We start from the raw sequence: 16719 nt of genomic DNA on the forward strand, positions 1-16719 counted from the left end.
CGGTCGTGCACGCACCGAGGAGGAGGCAGCCATGGTCGAGCCCGACCCCCGCCGGAGCATTCCGCGCACCGACCGTCTCCTCGCCCTTCCCGAGGTCGAGGCCGCCCGCGACCGCCTCGGCGAATCGGTCATCCGCGCGGTCATCGCCGATGCCCAGTCCCGCGCGCGCAGCGGGGAGCTCCCCGTCGCCGAGGTGACCCCCACCGTCATCGCGGCCGTGACCGACCAGGGTGCCTCCTCGCTCACCCCGGTGCTCAACGCCACGGGCATCATCGTCCACACGAACCTCGGCCGCGCACCGCTCTCACCAGGAGCGCAACAGGCGATCGCCGATGCCGCAGGCTATGTCGACGTCGAACTCGACCTCGAGTCCGGCAAGCGGAGCAAACGCGGCGTCGGCGCGAAGCAGGCCCTGCTGCGGGCCTGCCCGGCCGCCGAGGACGCCCTCGTCGTCAACAACGGCGCCGCCGCCCTCCTCCTCGCCGTCACGGCCCTGCGGGGAAGCGACTCGGCCGAACCGGGAAGCCATTCGACTGAACGGCGGAGCGGCACGGCCGCGGCCGCCCGACCCGTCACGCCTGATGAGATCGTCGTCAGCCGCGGCGAGCTCGTCGAGATCGGTGCCGGCTTCCGCCTCCCCGACCTCATGGTCACCACCGGCATGCGGCTGCGCGAGGTCGGCACGACGAACCGCACCCACCTCGCCGACTACGCTGCCGCGCTCACCCCGGCGACGGCGAGCCTGCTCAAGGTCCATACGAGCAACTTCCGTCTCACCGGATTCACCGCCGAGGCGACCCTGCCGCAGCTGCGCACGCTCGCCGACGAGCACGACCTCCCGCTCATCGCTGACCTCGGCAGCGGGCTGCTCACCCCCGATCCGGCACTGCCCGACGAACCCGACATCGACACGGCCCTGCGCGCCGGCGCCGACGTCGTCATCGTCTCCGGCGACAAGCTCCTCGGCGGGCCGCAGGCCGGGATCCTCCTCGGGTCCACCGCGGCCATCGAGCGCATCGCCACCCACCCGCTGGCCCGCGCGATGCGCACCGACAAGCTCACGCTCGCCGCGCTCGAGGCGACGATCGCCGGGCGCGGCAACCCCGTCCACGATGCCCTCCACATCGACCTCGACCGGCTGCGGGAGCGCACGGAGACCCTCGCCGAGGCGGTCGGCGGATCCGTCGTCGCCCACGACGGTCGCGTCGGCGGCGGGGGAGCCCCCGGGGTGCCCCTGCCCGGATGGGCGCTCGAGATGCCCGAGGCACTCGCCGCCCCCCTGCGCGCAGGCGATCCCGCCGTCGTCGCCCGGGTCCACCAGGGCGTGTGCCTCATCGACCTGCGGTGCGTGCCGGAAGCCGCCGACGACGCAGTCGCCGCGGCGATCAGGACTGCGTCGGACCGCCTCGGCGAGGGTTCCTGATGTTCGTCGTCGCCACCGCCGGGCACGTCGATCACGGAAAGTCGACCCTGGTCAAAGCGCTGACCGGGATGGAACCGGACCGGTGGGAAGAAGAGCGCAGGCGCGGGCTGACGATCGATCTCGGGTTCGCGTGGACGACGCTGCCCTCGGGCCGGGAGGTCGCGTTCGTCGACGTTCCCGGGCATGAGCGGTTCCTGTCCAACATGCTCGCCGGGGTCGGGCCCGCGCCGATCGTCTGCTTCGTCATCGCCGCGGACAAGGGGTGGCAGGCCCAGTCGAGCGATCACCGGGATGCGATCACGGCGCTCGGGATCGACCGCGGCCTCGTCGTCATCACCCGCGCGGACCTCGCGCCTGACACCATAGCTGCGACGGAAGCCCAGGTGAGGACCCAGCTGCAGGGCACACCGCTCGCCGAGGCGCCGATCGTCACGGTCTCGGCGACGACGGGGGAGGGGATGGACGACCTCGTCGCCCGCCTCGACGAGGTGACCGCAGCGGCCCCGGCCCCCGACCCCGCTGCGCGCGTGCGGCTGTGGCTCGACCGCGCGTTCTCGATCACCGGGGCGGGCACCGTCGTCACCGGCACGCTGACCGCGGGAACCCTGCGGGTGGGGCAGCGCATGGAGCTCGTCGGGGCGTCGACGTCGGCCCGCACGGGGATCCGCGGGATGCAGAGCCGGGAGTCCTCCGCCGAGGTCGTCACCCCGGCCGCCCGCGTCGCCGTCAACCTCCGAGACGTCTCCGCCGACGACATCCACCGCGGTGACGCCCTCATCACGCCCGATGCGTGGCCGATCGTCACGGTCGTCGACGTCCGCCGCACGATGGGTGAGCCCCTCGACGACGGCGTCCATGAGCTCATGCTCCACATCGGCACCGCGGCCGTGCCCGTGCGCCTGCGGCCCTTCGACGCCGACCACGCCCGGCTCACCCTCGACCGGCCCCTGCCGCTCGAGCTCGGCGACCGGGTCGTGCTGCGCAATCCCGGCAGCCGCAACGTCTTCGCCGGCGTCGTCGTCCTCGACGTCGATCCGCCTGAGCTGGGACGACGCGGCGACGGGGTGCGTCGGGCCGCTGAGCTCGCCGACCGGCCGGTGACCGGGGATGTCCTCGCCGAGGTGGCCCGCCGGGGAGCCGTCGAGCGCGCGGTGCTCGCACGGTTCGGGGTGGTGGGTGCGGGGTCGGCCTCGTCCATCGATGCGAGCGGTGTGGCCGGTGCGGCCGACGCGGGCGGTGGCGCCGGTGCGACCCTGCCGGCCGGTGTCGAGGCCCTGGACGGGTGGCTCGTCCACACTCCAACACTCGAGGCGTGGGTGACGGCGGCACGCGAGACTGTGTCGAGACAGCTGGCCGCGCAGCCGATGGCGGCGGGCGTGCCGGTCAAGGTCGTCATCGAGGCGCTGCGACGCACGGATCCGCCGCTGCCGGACGGCGGTGGAGCGCTCGTGGCGACGACCATCGGGCGGGCCGGTCTCGAGACCGCTGACGGTATGGTGCGCCCACCGGGTCACACAGCCGATCTCGGTCCCGCCGAGGCCGGGGTCGCCGCACTCGAACGTCGCCTCGCGGCCGATCCGTTCGATGCGCCGGAGGCGGACGATCTGCGGGCGCTGCGCCTGGGAGCGCGGGAGCTCGCGGTCGCAGAGAAGGCGGGGAGGGTGCTCCGCCTCGGCGATGGTGTCGTCGTCTCACCGCGCACCCCGGCGCAGGCGATGCGTCTGCTCGCCGGTCTCGCTCAGCCGTTCACGACGAGTCAGGCTAGGCAGGCGCTCGGCACGACGCGGCGGGTCGTCATCCCGCTCCTCGAGCACCTCGATGGCCGCGGCTGGACGAGGCGCCTCGACGGCTCGCATCGTGAGGTCGTGCGGTAGGGAAGGCCCCTGCGGCCGCTCACACTCCTGCGCCCCCGTCTCGGTAGCGCGCGCCGGCGGCGGTGAGCCCGTCGAGGATGGTGAGGTCCCCCGGTGGGAGATCGAGCGCGAACGCTCCGAGGTTCTCATCGAGTCGATGCGGCTTGCTCGTTCCCGGGATCGGCACGACGTCGTCGCCGCGGCGCAGGAGCCAGGCGAGTGCGACCTGGGCCGGGGTCGCGCGGTTGCGGGCGGCGATTCCCCGGATCGTGTCGACGAGCTGCGCGTTGTGCTCGCGGTTCCTTCGCGACCACCGCGGCAGGAAGCGGCGGAAGTCGAGCAGCCCCGGTTTGAGCGCGGCCGCGTCGCCGGAGAGCATGCCCCGGCTGATCGGCGAGTACGCGACGATCCCGATGCCGAGCTCCCTCGCCACCGGCACGACATCGTCCTCGAGTTCGCGGGAGACGATCGACCACTCCATCTCGATCGCGGCGATCGGATGCGTGGCATGCGCTGTGCGCAGATCGGCCGCCCCGACCTCCGAGAGCCCGATCTCGCGCACGAGACCGCGGTCGACGAGCTCGGCCATCGCCCCCACCGACTCCGCGATGGGGACGGTCGGATCGATGCGGTGGAGATAGTAGAGGTCGATGACGTCGGTGCCGAGACGACGCAGAGACGCCTCGGCGCTGGTGCGGATGTAGGCCGGGTCGCCCTTGACCCCGCGAGGCAGGCCGACGACCGGCAGCGTCGTGATCCCGCACTTCGTCGCGATGATCGCCTCATCGCGACGCCCGGCGATCGCGCGGGCCACGAGCTCTTCGTTCGCGCCGTTCGCGTACATGTCGGCGGTGTCGAGCAGGGTGACGCCCCGGTCGAGGGCATGCCGGATCGTCGCGACCCCGCCGGCGGGATCGCCGCGGCCGTAGACCATCGTCATGCCCATGCAGCCGAGCCCCATCCGAGGGACGTCGAGCGCGCCGAGGCGGGTGTGCGGAAGGCCGGTCTGCGGGCGGTCGGTCATGGCCTCAGGCTAATCGGTCGAGTGAACCGGAAGCTGAGGGGAAGATGAACGCTCGGCGAGGCGACACGCGCCGTCGTGTCTGCCGAAAGTCGACATGCGCTCAACTAGTCGAGGACATATCGACTTTTTGCAGACGAATGCACGGCCCCTTACCCCGCGAGCGCCCCCGACGCCAACCGCCGGACCACCTCGGTGAGGTGATGGAGGCCGGAGAGAAGGTCCTCGTCCTTCGTGAATTCCTCGAGGCTGTGGGAGACCCCGCCGACGCTGGGGACGAAGAGCATGACGGTGGGCACGGTGTCTTTCATATTCGTCGAGTCGTGGCCGGCCACCGTCATCACCGGCGCCGAGGTGAGCCCGAGGTCATCGGCGACCGCGCGGGCGAGCTCGACGCCCTCGGCCGGGTACGGGTTCTGATCCCAGCTGTGCTCCGCGGTGATCTCGATGTCGACGCCGACCTCCTCGGCGACCGTCGCGACAGTGGACATGAGCGAGGCATGGGCGGCGGCGATCACCTCGGCGCTGGGGGAGCGCAGGTCGATGAGCAGCTCGACGTCGCTCGCGACGACGACCGGGGAGTTCGGGTAGACGGTGAGCTCGCCGCACGCGGTGTGCAGCGCACCGGGCTCGAACTCGTCGACGAGGTCGCGGGCGGCGACGACGAGCCGGGCCGCACCGAGCAGGGCATCCCGGCGATCGGCCATGAGCGTCGAGCCGCTGTGCGCCTGCGCGCCGTGGACCCGGAATTCGAACTTGTGGGCGGCCCACGTCGCGCCCACGAGCCCGATCGTCACGCCGTCCTCCTCCATGCTGCGGCCCTGTTGGACGTGGATCTCGGCATAGGACGCGATCGGCGGGGCCGTGAAGCCGCCGCGTTCGCCGAGGGCATCGAGCGCCTCGGCGACGGTGATGCCCTGCGGGTCGGTCGTCGTCAGCGCCGCCTCGAGGTCGGCCTTGCCGGTGAAGACGTTGCTGCCCATCATCGACGGTTTGAAGCGGGAGCCCTCCTCGTTGAACCAGTTGACGACGGCGAGGTTGAACCGCGCCCGGCTCGGGTCGGCGCGCAGCTCCTCGGCGACGGCGAAGGCGGCGTGCGCGCTCGCCATCACCCCGTACGCCCCGTCGAAGCGCCCGGCTGTCGGCTGCGAATCGAGGTGGGAGCCGGTGAGGACGTAGGGGGCGCCGGGCACGAGTTCGAGCAGCCCGAACTGATTGCCGATCGCGTCCCGCTCGACGACGAACCCGTGTTCCTGAAGCAGCCGCGCGAACCATGCGCGCTGCTCGCCGTCGGCGGGGCTCGCCGCCTGCCGGTCGACACCGTTCGTGCCTGGCACGGCTCCGAAGCGGGAGTGGACGGCCCAGTCGGCGAGGAAGTCGGCGTCGCGGTCGGCCCGGTCAGGCAGGTTCTCCGGCGCCGAGGTGGTCGTGTCGTTCATCGAGGGGTCCTTCTGTGCGCGTGGGGTGTGGTCAGTGCTTGAAGCCGGGGAGGGCGACGCTCAGCCGCGGCGCGATGGCTCCGGCGAACGCGGTGAAGAGGGAGAGGAAGACGAGCATCGCCGCCGCCGGCCACCAGTGGTCGCCGGCCGAGGCGACGAAGCCGGTGGCGAGCAGCGGGATGAAGCCCGAGAGCATGCCCGCCGCATTCTGCGCCATGCCCACTCCCGTGTAGCGGGTGGTCGCGGGGAAGAGGCCGGTGAGCACGGTGCCCGAGGCGGCGTAAGGGAACGAGAGCGCGCCGACGGCGACGGTCATCGCGATGACGATGAGCACCGGCTGGCCGGAGGAGAACATGAGGAACGCGGGCACCGCGACGACCGCGGAGAGGATGCCGCCCCAGAGGATGACGCGGCTGGCGCCGAACTTCGCCCCGAGCATTCCGCCCCAGATGAGGATGAAGATCTCGACGAACGCGGCGACCATGCTGCCGAGCAGGAGAAGCGAATCGTCGTAGCCGAGGATGGTGACGCCGTAGTACACGCAGAACGCGGTGACGAGGTAGAACCCGCCGACGCCGAGGAGCGCGGCGGCCATGCCGACGATGATCTGCTTCCAGCTGTTCTTCAGCGTCGTGCTGATCGGGCTCTTCTCGACCTCACCGGTCTCCTCGAGCTGGCGGAAGACCGGGGACTCCTCGAGGCGGCTGCGGATGTAGACGGCGACGAGGAGGAGCGGGATCGCGACGAGGAACGGGATGCGCCAGCCCCACGAGTTGAAGTTCTCCTGCGAGAGCAGCAGCGTCATGACGAAGAACCCGCCGGAGGAGAGGATCGTGCCGATCGGCGAACCGATCTGCGGGATCGCGGCGTAGCGGGCGCGCAGGTGGAGCGGGGCGTTCTCGACGACGAGCGTCATCGCCCCCGACCATTCACCGCCGACGAAGAGACCCTGGGCGATGCGCAGGAGGACGAGGAGGACCGGGGCGGCGAACCCGATCGCCGCGTAGGTCGGCAGCATGCCGATGAGTCCGGTGACGATGCCGATGCCGACGATCGTGATCATCAGCACCCGCCGCCGCCCGATCCTGTCGCCCATCCGACCGAAGATGATTCCGCCGATCGGACGCGCGGCAAGGCCCACACCGAAGGTGGCGAACGACGCGAGCGCGGCGGCCGTGGCGTTCTCGGAGGTGAAGTACTGGACGTTGAAGATCAGCGCGGCGGCGGCGCTGAAGAGGAAGAAGTCATACCATTCGAGCGCCGTGCCGATGAGCGCGCCGACGGCGACCTTGTTGGCGTCCTTGACGCTGAGTTCCTGGGTCGCGTCGTATTCGATCGCCGAGGTGGTGGGCTTGCTGCTCATGCGTGATCTCCGTCGGGTGCGCCGGTCGGGTGCGACCGGTGGGTCGCGGCTATCGCGGGTGGCGCCGCGATGACGTTCCTGTGACTCACGACACTACCGAGGGAGAACGCTGAGTTTCCACGAGGAAATGCCGCCGTTTCACCGCCGCGGATTGTGCATCTGCACAGTCTCGCGTGTCTAAACTGGGGCGATGAGTGCGACGCACACCCTTCACGATCGCCCGCTGCCCGGGGATGAGGCCCGGTGGGGCGAACTTCTCGACGCCCTCGACCTCGACGAGCTCACCGAATCCTTCGTCGCCAGGGTCGCCGCCGTGCCGGGCTACGATCCGGCTCCGCTGCCGCTGTCCGAGCTGCGGCGGACCGGGCGGAATTCGTTCGCCACGCTCATCGACGGACTGCGCGCCGGCGGATTCACCGGTGCCGTGGCCGTCTCGACCGATGTCGGCGTCTCCCGCGCCCGGGCCGGGATCCCGCTCGAAGCGCTGATGACCGCGATCCGACTCGACTTCACCGTGCTCTGGGAGGCTCTCACCAGGGTCGCCGCACCGAGTGACGCCGAACTCGTCATCCGCCACACCGGGGACGTCCTCAGCACCGTCGATGACTACATCGTCCAAGTCCAGCAGGCGTACACGGCGGAGCAGGCGCGGATGCGCGCCGAGGAGTCCTCGGTCCGCCAGGGCGTCATCGCGGGACTCTTCCAGGACGCCGACCCGACCGCCGAACGGCTCGCAACGATCGCCTCGGCGCTGGGCCTCGAGGTCGACGACGCGCTCATCGTCGCTGCCGCCGGTGCCGAGGACACCCCCGCCCTGCGCGTCATCGTCTCCGCGCACGAACGCGCCGGGGGGACGATGTTCACCCACCACCTCGGCGATGTGCTCATCGCGTTCACCCGGGCCCAGGGAGTGCGACCCGGCGGGGCGGCCGGGCGGGGCGAGAGCCGGGTGGAGAGCGGTCGGGCTGAGAGCGGTCGGACCGGTGGCGGCGATGAGTCGCGGACGGGTGGGAGCGGCCTGCGGGCGGACGAGATCGAGGACCGCCTCGCCGAGGCGCGCGTCGGGGTGGTCGCGGCAGCGGGACTCGGGTCGCTGCGCCGGTCGGCGCTGACCGCGCGTGACCTCGCCCAGGTCTTCGAGCCGGGCGAGACCGGGGCGATGACCTGGAGCAGAGGCTGGGCCCGGCTGGCCGGCCGGGCCCTCAACGCCACCGGCAAGTCGGTCGTCGCCGACGTCGACGACGCGCTCGCCGGGTGCGGCATCGCCGAACGCGAACGTCTCGTCGAGGCCGTGCGCGCCTACCTGGACTCCGGAAGCATCGGTCGGACCGCAGACGTCCTCTACTGTCACCGCAACACCGTGGCCAACCGTCTGCGCCGCTTCGCCGAGGTGACCGGCGTCGACCCGACGATCCCGGTGCAGGCGGCGCGCCTCGTCGTCGCGTGGGCGTGAGGGGTCGAGGGTGCCGGGTTCGGTGTGCCGGGTCGGCGGTGCCGGGTTCGGTGCGCCGGGTCGCGCGCATCGAGTGACTGTGTCAGTGGTCGAGCGCATACTGGAGGCATCGCGCAGGGCAGTGTCGCCCACGCGGTGGCACGGCAGGTTCGATCACTCATCATGCGAGGTGGATAGCAATGCCAGTCATTCCCCATGTCTTCATCAGCGGCGGTCAGTGCGCTGCCGCGTTCGAGCGGTACCGCGACATCTTCGGCGGTGAGCTGACGCTCACACGGTCGAAGGATGCGCCGCCGGAGGCGCGCATGCCCGGCGCGAGCGAGGATTCGGTCATGCACGCCGAACTGTCCTTCGGCGACTCGCGCATCATGGGCGCCGACGATCCGACCGGTGACGGCGGCGCGATGACCGGAGTCGCGCTCAATTTCGTCGCGCCCGATGTCGACGCGGCGACGGAGGTCTTCGAGGCGCTCTCGGCGGGCGGGCAGGTGCAGATGCCGCTCGGGCCGACGTTCTGGTCCCCGGGTTTCGGCGCCTGCGTCGACCAGTTCGGTGTCCCGTGGATGGTCGACACGAGTCAGGGAGACGGCAGCGCCTCGTAGCTCTGACCGTGAGGGCCGGTGAGGGCTGTGGCGACGCCGTCGACGGCGAGGACGAAGCGTCCGTCCGCACCGTCGACGCCGTGGTCGGCCAGCTGTGCGCCGATGTCCGGCAGCACGTGCTCGCCCTCGTTGCTCAGCCACACGACGTCGGGGTGGGCCCGCATGATCGCGACGAACTCGTCCCGGCTCTCCGGGTCGACGTAGGCGAGGACTGCGCTGTGGAACACGACGACCTGTGATTCCGCGGGTGCCTCGGCGATGAGTCCCGCGACGGTCGTCGTGAGGTCGCCGGTGACGAGTCTCGGCGGGTCCGCGGCGGCGATGGCCGCAGCGGCCTCGAGCCGGTCGCGCCGCACGGTGTGCTCGGGCCAGATGAGGGAACGCAGCCAGGCCCGCTCATCGAGGTCGGTGATGTCGAGCGGATTGAGATCGATGCCCGCGCGCCAGATGACCTCGGGAAGCCGGGTCGGCGGCAGAACCCCCGCGATGTCACAGGTCAGGTCGACGGTGCTCGGCCCGTCGACGGGATCGAGGTGGGTGACAGCGGGTTCCGCGGCCGTGGATTCCCCAGCGGCGACTGTCCGGGCCTCGCCGTCCCTGGGATCGTCCTGCGCGGCGCCAGAAGGCTCGCGCGCGTTCTGCGCGGCGTCGGAGTCGGCGCCGGAGGGTTCGCGCTCGTCCGGGCGCGGACTGGCACCCGTGCGGTAGGTGTAGCTGTAGCGGTCCGGGTAGAGGCACAGCCCGGCCGAAGCACCGACTTCGATGAGCGAGAGCGGGCCGCTGATCTGCGCGAGCGCCGGCAGCAGCACGGCACAGCGCCCGGCCTCGTTCGTCTGGGTCGAGCGGGCGAGCATGAGCGCGCGGGTCTCGTCCCAGTGGTCGAGCAGCCACCGCCGCAGCTCGGCATAGTCGCCCTCGCCGGAGCCGAGATGCCTGGCCGCGCCGAAGAGCAGATTCGCCTGACGTTTCGGCCGCGGGAGATCAAGGAGGAGGGCGAGAATCCGGTCATCGTCGGCGACCCCTGCCGCCCACGCCGTGTAGATCGGTGAGGTCCCGGCCGCCTCGATGCGGGAGAAGTTGCGGTAGTACTCGCGCAATGTCTCGGTGTCGAGGTCAGTCATCGGTCGCATGCCATCTCACCTGCTTCTTCTCCGGCGGTGGTCGTTGGGTTCATCGTAGGCGGCGGCGACTTGGAATCGGGCAGCAGGGTGGGATTCACCGTCGGGCAGTCGGGTGACGACTCACCTCCGGGTGGCGGTGTGAGGACTCACGGCCGCCTGCCCTCTGTAGCCGGCCGTGTCCCGGTAATCGGCACCACATCGGCGAAACCCTAGGCGCGAGACCGGTCCGGGCGTAATGTGATCCCACATTCCGGAGTGCGTCACGGATCGATGTCTCCAATGTGGGTGTCGCCGGCGACGATGACGTGCGCAACCGCGCGGGCGATGGGACTCTCCGGCTCGTGAACACCGCGCACCAGCCGGCAACGCCTGATCAGAGGAGATCACATGGCAACCGATGCGAACCAGCCCGGAACCGGGGACGGTGCGGCCGCGCACCCGGGCCCCACCTCGGCGAACGATCCTGGTCACCGGAGAAACCCGGGCCCCACCTCGGCGAACGCTTCCCCCACCACCGCCGAGGCCGCGCTGGAGAAGCGGACGATGCGCAAGGTCATCGTCCGACTCATCCCGTTCATCATCGCGATGTACTTCATCAACTACCTCGACCGTACGAACATCGGCATCGCCGGCCCCGGCGGCATGACCGAGGACCTCGCCCTCAGCGCCACGCAGTTCGGATTCGCCGCGGGCATCTTCTTCTTCGGCTACCTCCTGCTCGAGGTGCCCTCGAATCTCGCGCTCCACCGCTTCGGGGCCCGGCGATGGCTCGCGCGCATCCTCATCAGCTGGGGTCTCGTCGCCGCGCTCATGGCGTTCGTACCCAATGCGTTCTGGCTCTACGCGCTGCGGTTCCTCCTCGGCGTCGCCGAGGCGGGATTCTTCCCCGGCATCATCCTCTACCTCACGTACTGGTTCCCGACGACGATGCGGGCGCGGGCGACGGCACTGTTCATGCTCGCGATCCCGCTCTCCTCGGTCGTCGGCTCCCCGCTCTCGTCGTGGCTGATCTCGAGCGGCAATGCGCTGTTCGAGGACTTCGCCGGGTGGCGGTTCATGTTCATCATCGAGGGGGTGCCCGCGATCATCCTCGGCATCGTGTGCCTCTTCTACCTCACCGACCGACCGCGGGATGCGCAGTGGCTCGAACCGGAGGAGCGGGAATGGCTGCAGGCGCGGATGGACTCCGAGGAGAACAGCAAGGCCGAGACCTTCCACTACCCGGTCCGCCGCTCGCTGCTCCAGCCGCGCGTGTGGGCGCTGTCATTCGTCTACTTCGGCATGGTCTACGGTCTCTACGCGCTCAGCTTCTTCCTTCCGACGATCATCGCCGGCTTCCAGGAGACCTTCGGCACCGAGTACTCGATCGTCGAGATCGGCTTCATCACCGCCATCCCCTACGTCTTCGGGGCGCTGTCGATGTTCTTCTGGTCCCGGCACGGCGATCGCACGGGCGAGCGGGTGTGGCACGTCGCGATCCCGCTCTTCATCGGCGGCATCTCGATCCCCATCGCCCTCTACCTCAGCTCCCCGTTCACGACGATGATCGCGGTCACCGTCACGGCGATGTCGATCTGCGCGGCGCTGCCGACGTTCTGGCCGCTGCCGCAGACGTTCCTCGCGGGCGCGGGAGCGGCCGCCGGGCTCGCGCTCATCAATTCGCTCGGCAATTCGGCCGGATTCTTCGCCCCGTACATCACCGGCTGGCTCGCCGAGCTCACCGGCGCCCAGAACGCCGGAATGTGGGTCGTCGGCGCGGCGATGGTCGCCGCCGGAATCGTCACCCTCGTCCTCAGGGCAGCACCGGTGCCCGATAGGGTGAGCGGACCATAGCTCGCCGAGGCGGCTCCTCAGAACCCCGGTGACTTCCGGTGGCGACGGAGGCGACCTGTGGTGGTGGCGGGGTAGCCTCTGTGACGACGAGGTCTGCCTGCGGTGACGACGCGATGCCCTCCGGTGACGAGGTGGGTGGGACGGGGTCGCCTCTGACAATGGAATGGCTCGTGGTTATGGCGCGATGCCCTCCGGTGACGACAGAGCCGTACTTGCCGTCGGACCACCTCGGCGAGATGACGGCCGATGATGCGACGATGACGGGGAAGACGGGCGGCGCCGGCCGCCATCCGCGTGAAGGGACCGAGACGATGACCGAGCAGAATTCAGCGACGCCAGTGGCCGGAAGCACGGGTGCGGGGGAGCCCACGATGGGAACGGCAGGCGCTGCGGTCGGGGATGCCGACGGGAATGCCTCGGCGGGTGATTCCCGCAGGGTCGCTGTCCCGCCCCTGGCCGAGCTCGCGTCCCGCCTCGGCGAAGGGGTGCTCACGACGGACCCCGACATCATCGCCGCCCACGCCCGGGACGAAGCCCTGTTCTGCCCGGCCGAGGGCGCGATCGCCCTGGTCAGGGCCACCTCGGCGAGCGACGTCCAAGAGGTCATGCGGTTCGCCACCGAACATCGGATTCCGGTCGTCCCGCAGGGGGCGCGCTCGGGGATCTCGGGCGGCGCGAACGCCTCACCGGGGGCGATCCTGCTCAGCGTGGCGCGGATGAATGACGTCGTCGCCGTCAGCGAGGCGGAGCGGACGGTCACCGTGCAGCCGGGGATCATCAACCAGGACCTCAAGGACCACCTCGCGCCGTTCGGGCTGTCGTACCCGCCGGATCCGGGGTCGGTGGGGATCTCGTCGATCGGCGGGAACATCGCGACGAACGCGGGTGGCCTGTGCTGCGTGAAGTACGGCGTGACCAGGGATTATGTCCGCAGTCTCACGGTGGTCCTCGCCGATGGGACGCTGAGCGTGCTCGGTCCGCAGACCGCGAAGGGCGTCGCGGGGCTCGATATGCGGCAGCTCTTCATCGGGTCCGAGGGCACGCTCGGCGTCATCGTCGAGGCGACCCTGCGGCTCGTGCCCGCCCTGCCCGACCCGTTCACCGCGGTCGCGACGTTCCCCGATGAGCGCAGCGGCCTGCAGACGGTCGCCGACTTCATGGCCGGCGGCGGAGTGCCGAGCCTGTTCGAGTTCCTCGACGGTTCGAGCCTGACCATGCTCAATGCATACGGCGACTTCGGCCTCGACGGGGAGGCCGGGTCGATGCTCATCATGCAGGTCGATCTCGCGGCGGCTGAGTCGGAGGCGATGATGGCGAATTTCGCCGAGGTGGCCCACGCGTGCGGTGCCCTCGACGTTGCGTACTCCGATGATCCCGCCGATTCCGCCGACCTCATCGCCGCACGGCGGATGATCCAGCCGGCGTACGAGAAGTTCGCCGGTGCGCATGGCGGGGGCCAGCTGCTCGACGACGTGTGTCTGCCGCGGGCGGCGATGCCGGAGTTCTGCGACCGACTCGACGCGCTGCGGGAGTCGTCGGGGCTGACGATCTCGCTCGTCGCGCATGCGGGAGACGGGAACACGCACCCGTCGGTGTTCTTCGATGCCGCCGACGAGGCGGAGACCGCGAAGGCGCTCGAGGTCTTCGGGGAGATCATGCGCATCGGCCTCGAGCTCGGTGGGACGATCACCGGCGAGCACGGCGTCGGATACCTGAAGAGGGACTGGCTGGGCGAGGAGCTCGACGCTGGGGCGCAGAGGATGCAGCTCGCGGTGAAGAACGCGCTCGATCCGCTCGGGATCCTCAATCCGGGGAAGATGCTCGGCGGTCTCTGAGCGGAGGCGGGGGACTGGTGGGTTGGGTGCCCGCGTGGAGGTCTGCGTGCCGGATGCAGAAGATGAGCCTGTGATGCACACGTACTTCGGCTTTGGGCACTGCAGGGTCGTCTACGGTATGTGCGCGAGTACTCGGGTCGTGTCAGCAGCGGCCTGTAGCGTTGACCCACCCTGGAACACATACGAACCCAACCCGACACCGATGTCGGGACACGCATCGGCACGTAGACAACACAACTTGCGCTATGAATCGAAGAACCTAGAACACTTGGAAAATAGTCGAACAAAAAACAAAGAAACATCTTGACACGCACCGCAACGGTGTATAATAGGTCACACGACATGGACAATGGCGAATGGACCCCTGGACACCATGACTCTCACCCCGAACCGCAAGCACCCCACCCCCGGCAACGACGCCGCAGGTGCGCACACGGGCGAGTCCTCGACGCCGGAATCCTCCCCATCCACTGGTGACACCCCGGATACCGAATCCCTGTTCGATCAGCTCACCAACGCCGGCATCGACCTCACCGGAAACCCCCTCGCCGACACCTTCACCGCCCTCACCCCCACCCCACCCGCCGAAGACCACAGCCCCGAGCCGGAGAGCACCTACTTCGACACCGTCGACGACGATGCCGCACACGAGTCAGCCAGCCCCCACACCACTGATGCCGCCAGTGATCCATCGACACCCTCGGGTGAGGAACACGATTCCGTCGACGACGAGATCGCTGAGATCGCTGCGGCCGCTGCCGCGTTGGACGGGGACACCGACGTGCCCGCCTGGGTGAGCAGGCACCCTCTCTTCACCGGCACCGCGTGGGCGGACCTGTCCGCGTTCGCCCCGGAAGTCACCACCGGCATCACCACGCTCATGGCTCTCGATGCCCAACTGCGGTCCTTCGACAAACCCATGGGCCCCGACGAGGCACTCCTCCTCGTCGACGGTGCCGAAGCCCTTTCTCGGGTCTCGGAAGCTCTGTCGATTCTCGCCCTGTCCGTCTATGACCGGGTGGGGACACCGGCGGAGACGGGGGCGAAGGACACGAAGTCCCTCATCCAGGACCGACTCAACCTCACCCGGACAGAAGCCCATCGGCGGGCCGAGATGGCCAAGAACCTCGGTGGGCGGGTGGATCTGGCCGGGCAGGCGCTGAAACCCTTGTGTCCCGAAGTCTCCGAAGCCCTCCACGCGGGTGCGTTGTCGGCAGGGCAGGCGAAGACCATTGATGACTGCCTGGCCGCCCTCCCCGACTGGGTGAGCCCGGAGCAGCGGGCGGATGTGGAAAAACGTCTCGTCGGCTATGCTCCGACGGTTCGAGTCACTGATATTCGTGCGATCTTTAACCGGATGCTGGGGTATATCGACCCGGATGGGAAGAAACCGGTCGAGGAGACACCGCGCAGTGACTATGCGGTGACGATGCGACCCAAACGCAATGGTGACTGGGTGCTCAATGGTCTCCTCGACCCCGTGGCGGGGGCGGCGTTGAACGGGTTGCTGACCTCACGGATCAAATCCGCGACCGAATCCACCCCAGACCAGGACACCAGCCCCACCGTCAGTGACAGTAATGCCTTCGGAGTACCCACCGGCGCCGACGCCGATGGTTCGGATGCCTGCGGGAATCCTGGTGATGGTGTCTTCGATGCGGCCGCCGATGGCGGTGGAGTTCACGCTGGGAATGACACCGTGATTGACGGTCAGGAGTCTCTGTTCGACGTTGTCGATTCCGTGTTGCGTGGTGACCGGTTCGACGCACCGCTACCGACGGTTGGCCAGGTAGCCGCCGGGCACGGTTCGGGCCCCAACGGCACTGCCGACCCCAACGGTTCGCGCGTCAACGGAATGACGAACCCTGACGGCTCATCTGATGCCAACGGCGCTGGCGGTCCGCAGAACACTAACTTCGACGGCAGCACCACCACTTCTACCGGCGCAGCCGGCACTAGCAACACTAGTCCCGGTGAGATTCCGGGTACGCCGGAGGACAGTGAGTTCCTTGTGGGTGTCGGGGTGCGTGCTGACGGGTCCCGGGTCGATCTGACTGCTGAGCAGCCCACGGCGAGGGCGTGGATCTATGAACGGTTCGCGACTCTGGTCTCGCGGATCAGCATGGACCAGGCCGGGGCCGGGACCCCCTACGCGCTCGTCGTAACTGCGACGGCTGAGGACCTGGCCCACGGCACCGGGGAGGGCACCACCGGTGTTGAGACGCCGATCCCGATCAGTGAACTGCAGACCCGCGGGTTGAACGGGCAGGTGTTCTTCCATCTGGTGTCACAGAAGGCGAAGACGGTGCAGGTACTCACGGAGAAGAGGTTTGCCAACAAGCAGCAGATCGCAGTGGTCACGGCCCGTGACAAGGGGTGTACGTTCCCGGGCTGTGATGCCCCTCCGGGGTGGTGTGATGCCAATCATGTGATCCCGCATGCCCGGGGAGGGCGCACGGAGATCAATAATCTGGCACTGGCGTGCAGTGCTCATCATCATCTGATGGACCGGTCGGAGTGGGAGATGCGGATGATGACCAATGGGCGCCCGGCGTGGGTGCCACCGGCATCGGTCGATCCTGCCCGGGAACCGATCTTCCATCCCCGGTTCCTTGCCGAGGACATCATGAGCACTCTCTTCGACGACCTCGCCGACACGGGCGGCCTTGATGATGCCGGTGGGGGCGGGTCGGGTGCGAACGGGTCGAGTCGACCACCGTGCTGACCGGGCCAGGGGACCACTCTGCCTTCACACAGTCGATTGCGGTGGAATCGC

General features: G+C 69.4%; 11 protein-coding genes. 7 read left to right on the forward strand and 4 right to left on the reverse strand.

What is annotated here, in order from left to right:
- Window positions 1-31 precede the first annotated feature (31 nt).
- Window positions 32-1423: an L-seryl-tRNA(Sec) selenium transferase gene (gene selA / locus J9315_RS00380; protein WP_211978553.1), complete on the forward strand. Its 1392-nt coding sequence runs from the start codon at window positions 32-34 to the stop codon at window positions 1421-1423.
- Window positions 1423-3297 carry a selenocysteine-specific translation elongation factor gene (selB, locus tag J9315_RS00385; protein ID WP_211978554.1) on the forward strand — a complete coding sequence of 625 codons (1875 nt, stop codon included), beginning with the start codon at window positions 1423-1425 and terminating at the stop codon, window positions 3295-3297. Before selA ends, selB begins: the two co-directional genes overlap by 1 nt.
- Before the next feature lie 19 nt (window positions 3298-3316).
- Here selB and J9315_RS00390 read toward each other — a convergent pair whose 3' ends face one another.
- The 3 genes from J9315_RS00390 to J9315_RS00400 form a co-directional block, all read right to left on the reverse strand.
- Window positions 3317-4300 carry an aldo/keto reductase gene (locus tag J9315_RS00390; RefSeq protein WP_198500030.1) on the reverse strand — a complete coding sequence of 328 codons (984 nt, stop codon included), beginning with the start codon at window positions 4298-4300 and terminating at the stop codon, window positions 3317-3319.
- A gap of 149 nt (window positions 4301-4449) precedes the next feature.
- Window positions 4450-5736, reverse strand: coding sequence for a M20 family metallo-hydrolase (locus tag J9315_RS00395; protein ID WP_198500029.1), 1287 nt, complete (start codon window positions 5734-5736; stop codon window positions 4450-4452).
- 31 nt (window positions 5737-5767) lie between these two features.
- Complete coding sequence (locus J9315_RS00400) at window positions 5768-7099, reverse strand: MFS transporter (protein ID WP_211978555.1); 1332 nt, start codon at window positions 7097-7099, stop codon at window positions 5768-5770.
- A 190-nt stretch (window positions 7100-7289) separates the two neighbouring features.
- Here J9315_RS00400 and J9315_RS00405 point away from each other — a divergent pair, with 190 nt between their 5' ends.
- Both J9315_RS00405 and J9315_RS00410 read left to right on the forward strand, forming a co-directional pair.
- On the forward strand, window positions 7290-8552 hold the full coding sequence (locus J9315_RS00405; protein ID WP_198500027.1) for a helix-turn-helix domain-containing protein: 1263 nt from the start codon (window positions 7290-7292) through the stop codon (window positions 8550-8552).
- 179 nt (window positions 8553-8731) lie between these two features.
- Window positions 8732-9154 carry a VOC family protein gene (locus J9315_RS00410; protein WP_198500026.1) on the forward strand — a complete coding sequence of 141 codons (423 nt, stop codon included), beginning with the start codon at window positions 8732-8734 and terminating at the stop codon, window positions 9152-9154.
- Here J9315_RS00410 and J9315_RS00415 read toward each other — a convergent pair.
- Window positions 9130-10275 carry a DUF2332 domain-containing protein gene (locus J9315_RS00415; protein ID WP_232623773.1) on the reverse strand — a complete coding sequence of 382 codons (1146 nt, stop codon included), beginning with the start codon at window positions 10273-10275 and terminating at the stop codon, window positions 9130-9132. The genes J9315_RS00410 and J9315_RS00415 overlap by 25 nt on opposite strands.
- A gap of 387 nt (window positions 10276-10662) precedes the next feature.
- On the opposite strand from J9315_RS00415, the gene J9315_RS00420 reads away from it, so the two are divergent.
- The 3 genes from J9315_RS00420 to J9315_RS00430 all read left to right on the forward strand — a co-directional run bounded on the left by J9315_RS00420 (window position 10663) and on the right by J9315_RS00430 (window position 16668).
- Window positions 10663-12108: an MFS transporter gene (locus J9315_RS00420; protein WP_232623772.1), complete on the forward strand. Its 1446-nt coding sequence runs from the start codon at window positions 10663-10665 to the stop codon at window positions 12106-12108.
- Window positions 12109-12479: 371 nt separating this feature from the next.
- Window positions 12480-13943, forward strand: a complete 1464-nt coding sequence (locus J9315_RS00425) for an FAD-binding oxidoreductase (protein WP_198500832.1) — start codon at window positions 12480-12482, stop codon at window positions 13941-13943.
- A gap of 373 nt (window positions 13944-14316) precedes the next feature.
- Window positions 14317-16668, forward strand: a complete 2352-nt coding sequence (locus tag J9315_RS00430; protein WP_198500024.1) for an HNH endonuclease signature motif containing protein — start codon at window positions 14317-14319, stop codon at window positions 16666-16668.
- Window positions 16669-16719 lie beyond the last annotated feature (51 nt).

It is taken from the genome of Brevibacterium sp. W7.2 (genome assembly GCF_018137945.1).
Taxonomy (GTDB): domain Bacteria; phylum Actinomycetota; class Actinomycetes; order Actinomycetales; family Brevibacteriaceae; genus Brevibacterium; species Brevibacterium sanguinis.

What these genes read in the sequence shown, in the direction of transcription:
- selA (WP_211978553.1), top strand. Translation starts at nt 32, where the DNA reads ATGGTCGAGCCCGACCCCCGCCGGAGCATTCCGCGCACCGACCGTCTC.
- selB (WP_211978554.1), top strand. Translation starts at nt 1,423, where the DNA reads ATGTTCGTCGTCGCCACCGCCGGGCACGTCGATCACGGAAAGTCGACC.
- J9315_RS00390 (WP_198500030.1), bottom strand. Translation starts at nt 4,300, where the DNA reads ATGACCGACCGCCCGCAGACCGGCCTTCCGCACACCCGCCTCGGCGCG.
- J9315_RS00395 (WP_198500029.1), bottom strand. Translation starts at nt 5,736, where the DNA reads ATGAACGACACGACCACCTCGGCGCCGGAGAACCTGCCTGACCGGGCC.
- J9315_RS00400 (WP_211978555.1), bottom strand. Translation starts at nt 7,099, where the DNA reads ATGAGCAGCAAGCCCACCACCTCGGCGATCGAATACGACGCGACCCAG.
- J9315_RS00405 (WP_198500027.1), top strand. Translation starts at nt 7,290, where the DNA reads ATGAGTGCGACGCACACCCTTCACGATCGCCCGCTGCCCGGGGATGAG.
- J9315_RS00410 (WP_198500026.1), top strand. Translation starts at nt 8,732, where the DNA reads ATGCCAGTCATTCCCCATGTCTTCATCAGCGGCGGTCAGTGCGCTGCC.
- J9315_RS00415 (WP_232623773.1), bottom strand. Translation starts at nt 10,275, where the DNA reads ATGACTGACCTCGACACCGAGACATTGCGCGAGTACTACCGCAACTTC.
- J9315_RS00420 (WP_232623772.1), top strand. Translation starts at nt 10,663, where the DNA reads ATGGCAACCGATGCGAACCAGCCCGGAACCGGGGACGGTGCGGCCGCG.
- J9315_RS00425 (WP_198500832.1), top strand. Translation starts at nt 12,480, where the DNA reads ATGGGAACGGCAGGCGCTGCGGTCGGGGATGCCGACGGGAATGCCTCG.
- J9315_RS00430 (WP_198500024.1), top strand. Translation starts at nt 14,317, where the DNA reads ATGACTCTCACCCCGAACCGCAAGCACCCCACCCCCGGCAACGACGCC.